Raw genomic sequence first — 15,611 nt, 5'->3', positions numbered from 1 at the left:
TTTAGATTTGAAGTGTTTGCAACACTTCTTTTATTTTCCCTCTCACCGTCAGATCAAATGGGGTTGTCTGCTGTGAAATATCCATATTAATATAAACGGTTTTTCCTGTTGTCATCATAGGCAGTTGGTTGACGGGATACACCTCAAGACTCGTTCCAATGACAAGGACAAGTTCAGCTGTTTTGATTGCCTCCATGGAACGGTGCCAGCTTGCTTGTGGTAGGCTTTCTCCAAATAGCACGACATTTGGACGAAGTTTCCCACCACAATGGGAGCAATTAGCCTTGTTCAAGAAGCTTTCCATGCCTGCAGCCTGCTGGCAACGTTGACAACGAATAGATCGAATGGAGCCATGTAATTCCTCTACGTATTGACTTCCCGCTAATTGATGAAAACCATCCACATTTTGAGTAGCGATTAGAGACACTAGACCTCTTTCTTCCCAATCAGCTAATATATGATGCCCCTCATGGGGAGCCGCCTTTTCTAGGTTTTCAATACGTGTTTTATAAAATTCATGAAATAATGAGTAGTGATCTGTTAATGCTTCCGTTGTTGCGACAGTTCTTGGATCCATTTGTTTCCACCAACCAGATGCTGAACGGAAATCGGGAACTCCACTTTCCGTTGACATGCCCGCTCCTGTTAGAATCACTGTATTATTTGAAGATAGTAACCACTCACGTAAACGTTCTATTGCCATTTTACCCCTCCTTTTTTCGAATTAAAAAACTACCTTCACCTATTTCGACAATCAACCTATTTTTCCTTTGCATGGTTATAGGAATGTTGAAAAGGAAGCTTCCATTTTAATTTATTATTCACAGATAACATGCGAATCACTACTATAAAAATAACAATGACTGACAATTCAAACGGGCTGTCCCACCCCAACCATATACAAAGGGCACATACAAAGGTTAGGACAGCGTGGATTTCTTCTCTTAATGCAAGCGGCGCTCTACCAGCTAATAAATCTCGAACCATGCCTCCGCCAACACCCGTAAACATCGACGCTATAATAATGATACCTAGGTCGTGATGCAAGCTTTTTGCTAACAAGCCGCCTTGTATGGCGAAAGAGGCTAGGCCAATTGAATCAAAGAAATAGCCCCAGCGGTTCCAATGATGAATCCAGTTCCTTTTGACAAATAAAATGGTCGTCAGCGTGACTAAAACGACTAATAAGGATTGCCGTTCCCATATATCTGACACAGGGATATCCAGTACAACATTGCGGATAATGGAACCACCATAAGACGTTGTAAGACCAAGCACAAATATGCCAATAAAAGAATAGTTGGCCTGTAACGCAACAAATGCTCCACTAATGGCGTAGGCAATCATGCCAATAATATGTAGTACTGACCATGTCACATCATCCATCTCCTTTTTACTATACAAAAAAGCCCACCATAAAATAGTTGCGCATTGAGTACGCAAGCTATTTTATGGTGGGCTAATATCCTAGCAGTAGCACCTACTAATTTATCCATCTCACCATGTATCATAAAACATATAGTAGCTGAGCCATACTAAATGACACAACGACCATAAAATTTCCTAGTTAGAATTGTAATTGATTTTTTCATTAAACTCAATATGAATTTTCGATTATAGCGTTTCATACATGACTTGGCCCATTAAAGAGACGTCATAATCTCCTAATGCAGCTACTTCAGATTGGAAATCAGAAGTATTTAAAATCTCCTTCACCATATCGATGAGCGGTTGATTTTCTGGTGTTTTTAATAACACAATATCGTAACGTTCAGTGACCATTGGTATAAAATCGACCTGAATAAGCTTGGCGATTTTTTCAATGCCAATCCCAACATCTGCACGTCCATTGGCGACTGCAGAGGCGACATCGAGGTGGCTCATTTCCTCATGGGTATAGCCTGCAATCGTGGATGGTGCGATACCGTGAATGCGCAGTTGCTCATCTAACAGCGTACGAGCACCTGAGCCTTTTTCACGGTTGATAAATGTGAATGTCTTTGTTTGAAAATCTTCAAATGTGTGAATTTCCAACGGATTCCCCTTTTGAACATAGAAACCTGCTTTACGTGATACAACATTGATGAGCACAAAGGCATGGCTGACAAAGATTTTTTTTACATAAGGAGTATTATAATCTCCTGTATCCCCATCAAACATATGTAAACTCGCAATATCACAGTCTCCGTGATACAACGCCATTACACCATTAAAACTACCTTCATGTGAGCGTAATACTTTCATAGATCGTCGTTTCTCGATATATTTTGCTAAAATATCTAATACTAAATCTTGCCCACTCACTATAATTTTCGCATGATTTTTAGTCGGAGTGACAATGGAAGCCTGTGCCACAGCTGGCGTACTACCTGTTTTCCGTTTTTGTATATAGGTTTGCAAGTCAGCACGATCTACCCGCATTTGCCGTCCTACGCGGAAAACTGGCAAATCTCCCTTTTTCACTAAATCATAAATTGTTAATTTTGAAACCTTTAATAATTGTGCAACCTCTTCAATCGTATAGGATTGTTCTTGTGACATGTAAAAGTTCTCCTCCTATAAGCCTCTATTTACATGGTAACGTATTTATAGCTTTATGAACATCTTGACATTTTCTACCCTTACTAACTTTCTTTTTTATTTATATCTGATTATAATTAGTTATGTCTTGTTATAACGAGTTATAAAAGGAGTATACTCATAGTGAAAAAATTTTATCGTTTATTTGCGACACTGTTCGTACTAGTTGGACTATTAGCAGCCTGTGGTAACCAAGAAAAAGAGGCGGCAACAAACGAACCTGTTGAACTCACGATTTCTGCGGCGGCTAGTCTACAGGATGCCTTAGAGGAATTGAAAACAACTTATGAAAAACAACACGATACAATCAAAATCCTCTATAACTTTGGTGGTTCAGGTGCTTTACAGCAACAAATTTTACAAGGGGCTCCTGCAGACCTTTTCTTTTCAGCAGCGGAGGATAAATTAGATGTGCTTGTAGAGAAAGAAATGATCGATCAAAAGCTAGGAACGGATCTTTTAGCCAATGACTTAGTATTAATCGTGCCTAAAAACAATGAAAAGCAAATTCAATCCTTTGAAGATTTACAACAAGCAGGAAAAATTGCACTCGGTACGCCCGAAACGGTTCCTGCTGGACAGTATGGTGTGGACACATTAAAAAATATGCAACTTTGGGATTCACTCGAATCAAAAGTAGTATATACAAAAGATGTACGTCAAGTACTTACTTATACAGAAACAGAAAATGTGGATGCTGGGATGGTCTATAAAACAGATGCCCTTGTCTCTGATAAGGTCAATGTCGTGGCAACTGCCGATGATGCTATGCACGCACCGATTATTTATCCTGTAGGTGTTTTAAAAGCTAGTAAGCATGCGCAAGAGGCGGAGGATTTTTATCACTTCTTACAAAGTGATGAAGCGATGGATGTCTTTGAAGAGTATGGATTTAAAGGGGCTCAATAAAAGATGAGTACCGATTTTTGGTCTCCACTTAGGCTTTCGATTGAAATTGCTTTTGTTGCAGGGATTATCGCTATTATAGCAGGTATTTTAATGGGTAAATGGATGGCAACTCATGATTTCAAAGGCAAACTAGTGCTAGAAACGGTATTGCTACTACCATTAGTTTTACCTCCTACCGTAGTCGGTTTCCTGCTTATCGTCATTTTCGGGAAAAATAGTATGCTAGGAAATTTCATTATCTGGCTATTCGATCAACCTATCATGTTCACATGGTGGGCGGCCGTCATCGCTTCTACAATCGTTGCCTTTCCATTAATGTATCAATCAGCTAAAACTGGCTTTGCCTCTGTCGATCGAGATATTGAAAATGCAGCGCGTGTGGATGGGGCGAATGAATGGCAGGTCTTTCTTTATGTGTCCATTCCCCTTGCATTAAAGGCACTTGTTTCTGGTGGGATTCTAAGCTTCACACGAGCTTTGGGTGAGTTTGGAGCGACACTTATGTTTGCGGGAAATATTCCAGGGAAAACACAAACAACACCGCTAGCAATATATATGGCCATCGATTCTGGAAACATGCCCCTTGCCTGGACATGGGTTCTGTGTATGATCGCCATTTCCTTCCTTTTACTTCTTACTATCCATATCCTGAAAGTATAAAAGAGGTAGTTGGCTCAAGCCAACTACCTCTTTTTGCTCATCCCCCACTGATCGGTGGAATAAAGGCGATTGTGTCGCCAGATTTGACAATCGTCGTATCCGTTGCAAATTCCTCATTAACCGCTGTCATGATCTGTTGTAATGTTAGCTGAGGATAGCGCTTTTCCATCCACTCTTTTAACTGTGCAACTGTCACATCTGACAGCTCTACTGATAGCTTTGATTCACCTAGTGCTTCCTGTAGGTGGGCAAATAATAAAATGTTAATCACAGGTCTTCCTCCTCCTGAATGGCTGGTTTCCCTTGCGGATAGGGGACATTTTCCAATTGATCACCAATCCACTCTGTCCCGTCCTCCCAATGTTCTTTTTTCCATATGGGTACGATTTGTTTTATGCGATCAATTGCATATTCATTCGCCATGTAAGCTATTTTACGATGCGGTGATGACACAGCAATCACTACGGCAATATCGGAAATAGCTAAATGCCCGACACGATGGGTGATGGCCACTTTTGCTTCTGGCCACTCTTCTTGTATTTCCTTTGCAATCTGTTCAAACATTTTAATCGCCATTGCTGGATAGGCTTGATATTCCAAATGCATCGTTTTTTTACCATTCGTCATTTCACGCACTGTGCCGATGAATAATGTGATGGCTCCAGCATTTCGACTTAGGACTTTTTGCCTTACTTCCTCTACATCTATCGGTTGATCGATAATTTCAAATAACGCTGTCGTCATCGTTTTCCCCTCATTTCTGTCAACAAAAATTCCATATATTGTGTTTCTTCATGAATCGAAAAAGCTGGGATTGTTAGGGATAGATCAAGTGGACAGCTTGGCCAATAAATTACACAGAGGATATTGGTTACTTGCTGTAGCAGTACTTGGTCCTGAGCAGTGCGCAGCAGCACAACCTTCGGATAATGTTCATTTTTATACCCTTCAATTAGCATGATATCCAGGGGAAAAGAATCATAAATCGCTAGTATATCAGCCAATTGCCAGCTATTTTGGTGGATACTCATACGTAAAGTACCCGCCCCCTCCACTGCTGTGACAACCGCTCCTGCTTGCTCATGCCGACTACTATCCTTTGAAGTTTCCATCATCGGTACACCACCATGTCCATGATGCTTAATGGCTCCAACCCTTAGCCCTTCCATTGTAGCCCGCTCGATCAATTGCGCCATCAATGTTGTTTTCCCACTATTTTGATAGCCAACTATCTGTAAGATTTTTCGATATTGTCCCAAGGCCACTCACTTCCTTGCAAATCTTCTAGCAAAAGGACATCCACTTGCATACCCTTTTCATAGCCTCTGGAGCCTCCTGGTAAAACAATGAACGCATTGGCTGTCGCTAAAGATGAAACTGCACTCGATTTATCGAAACCAGATGGGATAGTTACGAGCTGCCCTTTTTCATAATCGATACGAGCTCGTACAAAGCGTGTAAAGGGATTGGGCTTTGTAAAATCAGCCCCTAAAATAGCTTGCTCTCTACGTAAATGTGGTTGAGTATGCCCATATGCAGAACGTATAATCGGACGTACAAATAGCTCAAAGCCAACATAGCAGGCTGAAGGATTACCAGAAAGGCCAAATAATAATTTGTCGTTGCGAGCAGCAACTGTTGTCACACTACCTGGACGCATCGCTATTTTATTAAACAATACCTTTGCATTAATCGCCTCGTAAATAGCTGGTAAATAATCATAATCACCTACGGAAACGCCACCCGTTGTAATTAAAATATCAACTTCCTGTAGGGCCTTTTCAACACGATCAATACATAACGCAAGATTATCACTAAACTTGCCAAAATATTTCACTTCTGCGCCAGCACGCTCAATTTGCGCCATAATCATATAGGCATTACTATTGCGAATCTTACCTGGCTGTAAAGATTCCCCTGGCTCTAATAATTCGCTACCAGTGGCAAGCACACCAATAACTGTTTTACGATAAACAGGTACTTGCTCATAGCCAAAAGTAGCAAGCAGTGCCATCACCCCTGGATTAATCGTTTGTCCCTTTTCAATGAGGACAGCGCCTTGCTGTACATCTTCCCCTTTATAGGAAATGTTAGTACCTGCTTCAAAAGGTCGTTTAATCGACATATACTTTTGATGATTTTCTTCGAATGTATGGGTTAATTCTAGCATGACCACTGCATCACATCCTTGTGGTATTGGGGCCCCCGTCATAATGCGGACAGCTTGATGATCGCCAACTTCGTCATCATAGACATAGCCAGCGCCAATTTCCCCAACGACTTGAAAGCGGACTGGATGCTGTGAAGATGCCTCTTGACTATCGATGGAACGAATGGCATAGCCATCATACGGTGAACGATCAAAAGCTGGTACATCATGATCGGCTCTAATAGCTTGTGCTATAAAACGTCCATGCGCTTGCGTTAATGGCACATGCTCCTTTTTTGCTTGAAAGGCATAGTCCATTACACGATGAACGGCTTCTGCCACAGGAATTGGTTGTCTTTTTTCTACCATTTGGTACACTCCCTTAACCTAATAAACGATAATAAATGCTTTTGGCTTTCTGTATATCTTGTATACCATGTATCACGACTCGCCCATCTTGGAAAATAACAATTCGGTAATCGTCCGCTTGGCAAGCTAGCAAATAAGGATTAATCTGAACTTCTCCGTGGGAACGGAGCTGATTTGCCAGCTGGTCGAGCGAATAGTAGATAGGCTTTGGTGGTCGAATTTGTACCGCGTCTCGGCCACAAAGGATCTGTAATTTCGTTTGATTTTCATAGGATAGGTAAGGATAGGTTGGCTTGTCGCCACAAGATGGACAATCACCCTGCCTTATTTTCTCCACATTGATTTCATAGTGTTGATTTTGCCAAACATCAAACGTTAAGTAGCTTTTTCGTAAGGCTTTGTCATCCCCAACAAGCAGCTTGAAAACCTCTGCCACTTGATAAGCAGCTACGATTTGTACCGTTGGGCTAATAATTCCTACCGTATCACAAGTCATCCCAGTATGAGGCATCACGTTTAATAAGCAATGCAAACAAGGTGTTTTGCCTGGCACAATTGTATAAGTCGCACCATAACTACCAACACAAGAGCCATATACCCAAGGAATACGATATTTTTGCGCAAGGTCATTCATGACAAAGCGAACATCAAAATTATCGGTCGCATCGACCATCACATCAATATCTTCTAGTAATGGTAGCAAGGTCTCTGTGCAAGCATCCATAATACCGACATGAATTTCTACCTCTGTGTTTATTTGTTGGAGACGCTTTTTAGCTGCGATAACTTTGGGCATTTTTTCTTGTGCATCTAGCTCTGTATATAATTGCTGTCTTTGTAAATTACTCCACTCTACATAATCACGATCAATGAGGGTCAGCCTGCCAATACCCGCTCGCACAAGCGCTTCTGCACTAGCACTCCCCAATGCCCCCGCACCTATGATAAGGACATGTTTTTGCTGGAGGGATTGTTGCCCTGTTTGTCCGATCGGATGAAATAATTGTTGTCTAGAATATCTATTTTGCATACGTATGAGGCCTTTCTTTCTATGAATTTTCGTTTGACCTTTTCATTTATAGCATTATAATAAAAGCAATGTTTTTTAGCAAAAACGCATTTGAAGGAGGTCTTACTGTGCATCCCACACATCAGCAGCAACCAATTCAAGTTGCCGTTTTAACGGTCAGTGATACACGCACAAAGGCAGATGATCATGCTGGTCAGCGTATTCAGTCCTTACTACAGGAAGCTGCATTTGAAGTTGTAGACTACCAACTAACAAAGGATGAACCGCTCGATATCGCTCGTTATGTTAAAAAATGGTGCAGCGATCCAACAATAAATACCATTATCGTTACTGGTGGAACAGGATTTACACCAAGAGACCAAACCTATGACACCATTCTGCCTCTGCTTGAAAAAGAAATGATGGGGTTTGGTGAATTATTTCGAATGCTCAGCTATGAAGAAATTGGCCCAAAGGCGATGTTTAGTCGTGCCACCGCTGGAAGTCTCCAGCAAACAGCCATTTATGTTTTACCAGGCTCCACAAATGCGGTGACTTTGGCTATGACGAAGCTCATAGTACCTACTGTCCAACATTTTGTCGGTGAGTTAAAGCGCTTATGAAAATTGCAGGTATAGTGTTAGCTGGCGGTCAATCCTCTCGCTATGGACAGCCAAAAATGTTTGAGATGTTTGCTGGACAGCCATTATATAAACATAGTCTCATAGCCCTGCAAAAAAATCAGCTAGATCCTCTTATTATCGCTACGAATGCGCACTTACAACATCAGTTTGGAAAGGAAAATGTCCAATGGGTCATTGAAAAGCAGCCACATCAAGGCCCTCTTTTTGCTTTGCATCATATCATGACAGCCTATCCTGATGTGGAATGGTTTTTTGTCGTAGCGAGCGATATGCCTTATATGAATGCAAAATTTATCCAAAAAATGTTAGGCCTGATTCATGACACGTACGATGCCATTGTTCCGACGCAAGCACTACGCGATCAGCCATTAGCTGCATTATATCGACGTACGGCTTTACCAAAGGCGACACAATTAACGGCACAAAATAAACGAAGTATGAAAGTGCTTTTAGAGCAACTTCGTGTTTGTTATGTCCCTTTTGATGACGATTGCTCAACATTCATCAATATCAACGCACAACAAGACTGGTCACAAACAAGTAAAAAGGAGTTTAATAATGAATAATTTTACACACTGGAACGAAGAAGGTCGTCCTAAAATGGTCGACATCTCCGCAAAAGAAATTACCACACGTACAGCCATTGCGCGCAGTACGATTCTTTTATCCGATGCGGTCTATGAAGCCATCCAACAAGGAGGCATTAAAAAAGGTGATCCGACGCAAGTTGCGCAAATTGCAGGGATTATGGGAGCTAAAAAAACAGCTGATATCATTCCCATGTGCCATCCCATTATGCTACAGGGCACGGATTTCCAGTTTGATTATGAAAAAGCAGAGAATGGCTATGAGCTCCATATTCAAGCCACTGTTAAATGTAGTGGAAAAACGGGTGTTGAAATGGAAGCTCTCACTGCTGTGTCTGTCGCTGCACTAACTTTTTATGATATGTGCAAAGCCGTTGATAAGACGATGGTCATCAAAGAAACTTACCTTGTTGAAAAAACGGGTGGAAAAAGTGGCACTTTTGTGCATAAATAAACAGAAAAAATTCGGCATTATTGTGCCGATTTTTTTCTGTTTTTTTACACGCTACCCCCCAATATGAGACATTTCAATTTTTGACGTTTTCCTTTTTGCCATCGTTTGTTCATTGCGTTCATCTGAATAACGATCATTCCTTGTTTCCCAAACGTTCGAAATGCACTTGATGATGGCAGCATCATCTTGCCCTGAACGTAACAATTCTCTTAAATCCGTGCCTTCTGTTGCAAATAAACAAGTGTATAATGACCCTTCTGCAGAGAGACGAGCACGTGAGCAATTGGAGCAGAATGAATCCGTTACAGATGAAATGACACCAAGCTCACCTTGAGTATCTTGATACTGATAACGCGTTGCCACTTCTCCTTTATAATTGGGAGCTATTGGTTGTAAAGGCGTAAACTGATGGATTTGCTCAATGATCTCTTTTTTGGACACCACATCATCCAAGCGCCAGCCGTTCGAATTCCCTACATCCATATATTCAATAAAGCGTAGAATATGTTGTTTTTCTTTAAAAAACTGCGCCATAGTAACAATATCTTGTTCGTTTTTCCCTTTTTGAACAACCATATTAATCTTTACTTGTAAGCCCGCTTCTGCAGCCTTTTCAATTCCCTCTAACACTGGCAATACCTTGCCTCTATGACCATTCATCTCGAAAAAACGCTCATCATCAAGTGAATCTAAACTAACAGAAACTCGGGCTAAGCCTGCCTGTGCCAATGGCTGTGCGTATTTTTTTAATAACGAGCCATTGGTTGTTAAAGCAATATCTTCTACACCCTTTATGCGGTGAATACGGGCAATTAATTCGGGCAAATCACGACGTAGCAAGGGTTCCCCACCTGTAATCCGTATTTTTTTCACGCCCAATGAAACAAAGATTTTTACTAATCGTTCAATTTCATCAAAACTTAATATTTTATCAGACGGTAAAAATGCGTAATCTGGACCAAATACTTCTGCTGGCATACAATAGCGACAGCGAAAATTACAACGATCTGTCACGGATATTCTTAGATCTCTTAACGGTCTGTGTAATTGGTCTTGTAGATTCGTCATTTAATCTCCTTCTTTCAATTCATTAGCTGGTAATAGGATGCGTTGTGGATGTGTATAAATATTCAATGTCTGTTGACGAATAAAGCCAACCGTCGTAATACCAAGCTGCTCTGCTAATTGCAATGCTAATTCGGTTGGTGCTGATTTAGATAACACAATGGCACAGCCTATTTTGGAAACCTTTAGTAAAATCTCTGATGATATTCGTCCGCTAAAGACGATAATTTTATCTTCCATACGGATGTTGTTGCGTAGGCAATAGCCGTAAATTTTATCCAAAGCATTATGACGTCCAATATCCATGCGACTTAGGACGATACCATTTACATCACAGAGTGCAGCATTATGCACGCCACCCGTTTTCTTAAAAATGTCGGCACTATCCTGCATCGCATGCATTAGACGGAAGCAATCCTCGGTCGTTATTTGCACATGGACTTGATCCATTTTTTTCGCTACTAATGCATCGTTCGTAAACACAAACCCTTGTCGACTCATCCCACAGCAAGACGTAATATAGCGCTTGTTTTGCGTCTGTTGGTAATAAGGATTAATATGCTTTGTTTTAATATGCACAAAGCCCTCTTTCTCTTGGTGCCAAATTTCCTCAATATCCTCAAAACTACGAATCACTCGTTCAGAAGCTAAGTAGCCAATAACCATATCTTCTACATACTCCGGTGTACATACCATCGTGACAAATTCTTGCTGATTAATTTTTACGGTCACAGCGTATTCTGAAACAATTAAATCATCCATTTCTGTCACTCGTTGTCCTTCAACACGCACAATTTTTCTTGTCATTGCTTGATCCATAAGGCATCCCCTTTATTCACTGATATGCTTTTCAAAAACAAAGACGGAAATCGCAAAATCCTCTTCAATTTTAATATCTGAAAATAAGTGAAGTAATTTGCTGCCCATCAGTTCTTCCATACCCTCTGGTGGCGATTGTCTATATAAATCTTGAATCATACTTGTTCTTGCAGCATGGACCATTTTCAGCCCTTCTGGTGTACTGGCAATAAATTTTTCTGTCGGAGTGATATTTCCGTATAGGGTAGATACAGCCATATTCTCTACAAAAACGGTATGAATACGCTCCGGACCTTTACCAAATACTTCCTTCCTTAACTTTCGAATCATGTCATTAAATTCGTGAATTTTTTTAGACATAGCAACGATTCTCCCATCATAATTAAACTTTTTTAGGCAAATGGTTATGTAGGCCACCCTTACAGTTTGTTAATGATATAGCAACTTTTAAAAAAATAAAAGAGAAAATACTTTTAGATAACAATTCTCATTTAATAAATTTTATGATAAATATTGTTCATTTTGAAGGAAAGGGCTATAATATGCATATCACAAATGGAATTAATTTATTTTGATCCCTATGTTACGATGTTGCATAGTGTTTTTAATAGTTGAATTCTATTGTTATTAAAAAATAAAAGTAGATTGAGTTTTTAGCAAGACCTGCTAAGAATTTTATCCACCATGAATTATTAGCATGTCTAGGACATGTGATTTCATGGTGGATTTTTTTATTTTTTCAAACCGAGACATGGATAACATGTTATGATCTAGCAATTTACCTATTTTGAGGTAGCTTCAAGAACCATTGGGAATTACAATGATAACAAGACAATCTTTTTCAACAATCACCAACTCGATTTGTTATTCCCTTTTGTCTTAAGCTGTAACATGTTATCCGATTCGTCTCAAAGTGCAAAAGGAGGAAGTTACCTTGACTCAAATTAATATTAATGGCGTACCGTATGAAGTAAAAGAAGGAGCTACAATCCTTGATACCATTAATCAACATGACATTCCGCATCCACAGATTTGTCATGTGCCCGCTGTTGACCCAATTGAAACATGTGATACATGTATCGTGGAAGTGAATGGCCAATTAGTTCGTTCCTGCTCTACAAAGGCAGTAGACGGCATGAATGTACTCCTAACTTCTGACAAAGCAAAAGCGGCACAAACAGAAGCGATGGACCGTCTACTTGAAAATCATTTACTGTATTGCACAGTTTGTGATAACAACAATGGTAATTGTGCATTACACAACACCGCTGAAATGATGGAAATCGAGCATCAAAAATATCCCTACCAACCAAAAGTTGAACCTCATGAAGTGGATATGTCCCATCCGTTTTATCGATATGATCCTAACCAATGTATCGCTTGTGGTCAGTGCGTAGAGGTTTGTCAAAATCTACAAGTAAATGAAACATTATCCCTCGATTGGGAAGCAGAGAGACCACGTGTCATTTGGGATACAGGCGTAGCTATCAATGATTCTTCCTGTGTAAGTTGTGGTCAATGCGTAACCGTATGTCCATGTAATGCCTTAATGGAAAAATCCATGCTTGGAGAGGCAGGATTTATGACTGGCCTCAAACAGGATATGTTAGATCCGATGATCAGTTTGATTAAGGAAGTTGAACCAGGTTATAGCGGTATTTTTGCCATTTCTGAAGTGGAAGCTGCTATGCGTAGTAAGCGCACCAAAAAAACAAAAACAGTTTGTACTTTCTGTGGTGTAGGCTGCTCGTTCGAAGTTTGGACAAAGGGTCGTAAAATTTTAAAAGTACAGCCTTCCGATGGTCCAGTAAATGCGATTTCTACATGTGTCAAAGGGAAATTCGGCTGGGATTTTATCAATTCTGAGGAACGTATTACAAAACCACTCATTCGTAAAAATAATGAGTTTGTGGAATCATCGTGGGATGAAGCCCTGGATTTAATTGCAACAAAACTAGGTGGCACTCAACAACAATATGGTCCAGGTTCTGTTGGCTTTATCTCCTCTTCTAAAATTACAAATGAAGAGAATTACTTAATTCAAAAAATGGCCCGCCAATTATTTGGAACAAACGATGTCGATAATTGTTCTCGTTATTGCCAATCTCCTGCAACTGATGGTTTATTACGTACAGTTGGCATGGGAGGAGATGCTGGTACGATCAAAGATATTGCTAAGGCTGGACTTGTCATTATTGTTGGGGCTAATCCAGCTGAGGGACATCCTGTTTTAGCAACACGTGTGAAACGTGCACATAAATTACATGGTCAGAAATTAATTGTTGCTGATATTCGTAAGCATGAAATGGCAGAGCGTTCCGACATCTTTATGCGTCCAAAGCAAGGTACTGACCAAGTTTGGTTAATGGCTGTTACCAAATATATCATTGATCAAGGTTGGCATGATGAAGCCTTTATTCAAGAAAACGTCCTTCATTATGAAGATTTTAAACAAGTACTTGCAACCTATACACTTGATTATGCGCAAGAAATGACTGGTATAAGTAAAGAAACATTGATCGAAGTGGCTGAAATGATTCGTGATGCAGATGGGACATGTGTTCTTTGGGGCATGGGTGTAACACAAAATACTGGTGGCTCCTATACATCCGCGGCGATTTCAAATTTACTTTTAGCAACTGGGAACTATCGTCGTCCAGGTGCTGGTGCCTACCCACTTCGCGGCCATAACAATGTGCAAGGTGCCTGCGATATGGGGACACTTCCAAATCTACTGCCAGGCTATCAAAGAGTCACTGATGACGAGGCACGTGCAAAATTCGAAAAAGCCTATGGTGTCCCTATTCAACCACAGCCAGGTCGAAATAATATGCAAATGTTAGATGCGATTATGGAAGGGAAAATGAAAGCAATGTATTTAGTGGGTGAAGATATGGCACTCGTTGACTGTAATGCTAACCATGTAGATGAGGTGCTTTCACAGCTTGATTTTTTCGTTGTCCAAGATTGTTTCCTATCACGCACAGCACAATATGCAGATGTGATTTTACCTGCTGCGCCTTCGCTTGAAAAAGAAGGTACATTCACGAATACAGAACGCCGCGTTCAACGCCTGTATCAAGTATTACCAACACTTGGTGAGTCGAAAGCAGATTGGGAAATCTTGCAAGCGGTTGCTCGTCGTTTAGGAGCAGATTGGCATTATGATCACCCAAGTGACATTTTTGATGAAATGGCGAGCCTGTCTCCCCTCTTCTCACAAGCCAATTATGAGGTTCTAGAGGGCTGGGGAAGCTTCTGTTGGGGTAGCCATGATGGTAAGGATACGCCTTTATTATATGAAGATGGCTTTAACTTCCCTGACAAAAAAGCTCGTTTTGCTTTAAATGATTGGGTGCAACCTGTTGAGTTTGAAGCACAATACGATTGTCATATTAATAATGGCCGTATGCTTGAACACTTCCATGAAGGAAATCTAACAAATAAATCGAAAGGTATTCAATCGAAAGTACCTGAAATTTTCGTTGAAGTATCACCAGAATTGGCGAAAGAACGAGGCATTGCAGATGGAGCCCTACTTCGTTTAGTGTCTCCATATGGTGCCTTGAAGCTAAATGCTCTTGTTACAGATCGCGTACAAGGAAACGAATTATTCTTACCAATGAACTCTGTTAGCAAAGATTCAGCCATCAACTTCCTAACTGGCCCTGCAGCAGATGTGAATACGTCAACACCAGCTTATAAACAAACAAAAGTACGAGTAGAAGTGCTAAAAGCAAAAGGTAAATCACCACTTCCTCGCACAAACCCACGCTATAAAAAGCGTCATCCTCAAAATGGTGTTGAGGTACAACGAAAATGGAATCGTCCTGGCTACGTTCACTTAACAACCATAAACGAAAGAGAGTGAGAGCATGGCTGTACCCATTACAGGTATTAAAAAACAACAATTAACGGAAGAACAACTAAAGGAACAAAAATTAGACAATCTAAAAGAACTGCTTTCTGAAAATGAAGAAACCGTCAATCAAGTGTTTAGTATTATGGCTGAATTAAATGATATCGGTGCATTAGAAGCAGCAATGAAGCTACTTGAAGCCAAAGAGGAAGTGGCCCATATTGCACTTGGACAATTAACACGTAAGCCTGTAACCAATATCATTAACAATTTAATGGGTGTTGCGGGAGCATTGACGGAGCTCAATCCTGAAACAACGACTAAGCTGATTGAAGGCTTAAATACAGGAGTAGATGAAGCAAGTAAAGCACTTGAATCGAATGAAAAGGTCAGTGCCTTTAAGCTCATGAAAATGATAAACGATCCAGATGTCAATCGTGCGCTCCATTTTGGGGTTCATTTCTTAAAGGGACTCGGCAAAGGCTTAAAAGAATAAGGTGGTTCCTA

At 40.4% G+C, this 15,611-nt stretch carries 18 protein-coding genes; 7 read left to right on the top strand and 11 right to left on the bottom strand.

What is annotated here, in order from left to right:
* Position 1: 1 nt before the first annotated feature.
* From HCH28_RS06840 to HCH28_RS06830, 3 genes are all read right to left on the bottom strand, one after another.
* The gene (locus tag HCH28_RS06840) at positions 2-703 is read right to left on the bottom strand and encodes an SIR2 family NAD-dependent protein deacylase (protein ID WP_221680336.1); all 702 of its coding nucleotides are present in this window, start codon (positions 701-703) and stop codon (positions 2-4) included.
* Between the two features lie 56 nt (positions 704-759).
* Positions 760-1,386, bottom strand: coding sequence for a trimeric intracellular cation channel family protein (locus HCH28_RS06835; RefSeq protein ID WP_255600900.1), 627 nt, complete (start codon positions 1,384-1,386; stop codon positions 760-762).
* 228 nt (positions 1,387-1,614) lie between these two features.
* Positions 1,615-2,541 carry a helix-turn-helix transcriptional regulator gene (locus HCH28_RS06830; RefSeq protein WP_221680334.1) on the bottom strand — a complete coding sequence of 309 codons (927 nt, stop codon included), beginning with the start codon at positions 2,539-2,541 and terminating at the stop codon, positions 1,615-1,617.
* 162 nt (positions 2,542-2,703) lie between these two features.
* Here HCH28_RS06830 and modA point away from each other — a divergent pair, with 162 nt between their 5' ends.
* Together modA and modB are read left to right on the top strand one after the other, a co-directional pair.
* A complete protein-coding gene (gene modA / locus HCH28_RS06825) occupies positions 2,704-3,489 on the top strand; it encodes a molybdate ABC transporter substrate-binding protein (RefSeq protein ID WP_221680333.1) in 786 nt (261 codons plus the stop codon).
* Between the two features lie 3 nt (positions 3,490-3,492).
* Positions 3,493-4,149, top strand: coding sequence for a molybdate ABC transporter permease subunit (gene modB / locus HCH28_RS06820; RefSeq protein WP_221680332.1), 657 nt, complete (start codon positions 3,493-3,495; stop codon positions 4,147-4,149).
* Positions 4,150-4,186: 37 nt separating this feature from the next.
* On the opposite strand, the gene moaD is transcribed toward modB, so the two are convergent.
* The 5 genes from moaD to HCH28_RS06795 are packed head-to-tail and all read right to left on the bottom strand — an operon-like array spanning position 4,187 to position 7,697.
* The gene (moaD, locus tag HCH28_RS06815) at positions 4,187-4,420 is read right to left on the bottom strand and encodes a molybdopterin converting factor subunit 1 (RefSeq protein ID WP_221680331.1); all 234 of its coding nucleotides are present in this window, start codon (positions 4,418-4,420) and stop codon (positions 4,187-4,189) included.
* Positions 4,417-4,893: a molybdenum cofactor biosynthesis protein MoaE gene (locus HCH28_RS06810; protein WP_221680330.1), complete on the bottom strand. Its 477-nt coding sequence runs from the start codon at positions 4,891-4,893 to the stop codon at positions 4,417-4,419. The genes moaD and HCH28_RS06810 overlap by 4 nt, the downstream gene beginning before the upstream one ends.
* Positions 4,890-5,408 carry a molybdopterin-guanine dinucleotide biosynthesis protein B gene (mobB, locus tag HCH28_RS06805; protein WP_221680329.1) on the bottom strand — a complete coding sequence of 173 codons (519 nt, stop codon included), beginning with the start codon at positions 5,406-5,408 and terminating at the stop codon, positions 4,890-4,892. The genes HCH28_RS06810 and mobB overlap by 4 nt, the downstream gene beginning before the upstream one ends.
* Positions 5,378-6,667 (bottom strand): molybdopterin molybdotransferase MoeA, encoded by a 1,290-nt coding sequence (locus HCH28_RS06800; RefSeq protein ID WP_221680328.1) that lies wholly within the window; start codon positions 6,665-6,667, stop codon positions 5,378-5,380. Before HCH28_RS06800 ends, mobB begins: the two co-directional genes overlap by 31 nt.
* 13 nt (positions 6,668-6,680) lie before the next feature.
* The gene (locus tag HCH28_RS06795) at positions 6,681-7,697 is read right to left on the bottom strand and encodes a thiazole biosynthesis adenylyltransferase ThiF (protein WP_221680327.1); all 1,017 of its coding nucleotides are present in this window, start codon (positions 7,695-7,697) and stop codon (positions 6,681-6,683) included.
* A 107-nt stretch (positions 7,698-7,804) separates the two neighbouring features.
* Here HCH28_RS06795 and HCH28_RS06790 point away from each other — a divergent pair, with 107 nt between their 5' ends.
* Genes HCH28_RS06790 through moaC form a run of 3 tightly spaced genes read left to right on the top strand, consistent with a single transcriptional unit; the run spans position 7,805 to position 9,361 of the window.
* Positions 7,805-8,299 carry a MogA/MoaB family molybdenum cofactor biosynthesis protein gene (locus tag HCH28_RS06790; protein ID WP_221680326.1) on the top strand — a complete coding sequence of 165 codons (495 nt, stop codon included), beginning with the start codon at positions 7,805-7,807 and terminating at the stop codon, positions 8,297-8,299.
* The gene (mobA, locus tag HCH28_RS06785) at positions 8,296-8,886 is read left to right on the top strand and encodes a molybdenum cofactor guanylyltransferase (RefSeq protein ID WP_221680325.1); all 591 of its coding nucleotides are present in this window, start codon (positions 8,296-8,298) and stop codon (positions 8,884-8,886) included. Before HCH28_RS06790 ends, mobA begins: the two co-directional genes overlap by 4 nt.
* Positions 8,879-9,361: a cyclic pyranopterin monophosphate synthase MoaC gene (gene moaC / locus HCH28_RS06780; protein WP_048392450.1), complete on the top strand. Its 483-nt coding sequence runs from the start codon at positions 8,879-8,881 to the stop codon at positions 9,359-9,361. The genes mobA and moaC overlap by 8 nt, the downstream gene beginning before the upstream one ends.
* 51 nt (positions 9,362-9,412) lie before the next feature.
* Here the strand turns inward: moaC and moaA are convergent, their stop codons facing one another.
* The 3 genes from moaA to HCH28_RS06765 are packed head-to-tail and all read right to left on the bottom strand — an operon-like array spanning position 9,413 to position 11,605.
* A complete protein-coding gene (moaA, locus tag HCH28_RS06775) occupies positions 9,413-10,429 on the bottom strand; it encodes a GTP 3',8-cyclase MoaA (protein WP_221680324.1) in 1,017 nt (338 codons plus the stop codon).
* Positions 10,430-11,245 carry a formate dehydrogenase accessory sulfurtransferase FdhD gene (fdhD, locus tag HCH28_RS06770; RefSeq protein WP_221680323.1) on the bottom strand — a complete coding sequence of 272 codons (816 nt, stop codon included), beginning with the start codon at positions 11,243-11,245 and terminating at the stop codon, positions 10,430-10,432.
* Positions 11,246-11,257: 12 nt separating this feature from the next.
* Positions 11,258-11,605, bottom strand: a complete 348-nt coding sequence (locus HCH28_RS06765) for a Na-translocating system protein MpsC family protein (RefSeq protein WP_004230595.1) — start codon at positions 11,603-11,605, stop codon at positions 11,258-11,260.
* Between the two features lie 574 nt (positions 11,606-12,179).
* Between HCH28_RS06765 and fdhF the strand changes: the two genes are divergently transcribed.
* Together fdhF and HCH28_RS06755 are read left to right on the top strand one after the other, a co-directional pair.
* A complete protein-coding gene (fdhF, locus tag HCH28_RS06760; protein ID WP_221680322.1) occupies positions 12,180-15,116 on the top strand; it encodes a formate dehydrogenase subunit alpha in 2,937 nt (978 codons plus the stop codon).
* Positions 15,117-15,120: 4 nt separating this feature from the next.
* Complete coding sequence (locus HCH28_RS06755) at positions 15,121-15,600, top strand: helical membrane plugin domain-containing protein (RefSeq protein ID WP_221680321.1); 480 nt, start codon at positions 15,121-15,123, stop codon at positions 15,598-15,600.
* Positions 15,601-15,611 lie beyond the last annotated feature (11 nt).

The sequence above is a fragment of the Lysinibacillus sp. K60 genome, from assembly GCF_019731275.1.
GTDB lineage: Bacteria > Bacillota > Bacilli > Bacillales_A > Planococcaceae > Lysinibacillus > Lysinibacillus capsici.
Note: the sequence above shows the minus strand (reverse complement) of the source record. Positions and strands in the feature narration are given on the sequence as shown.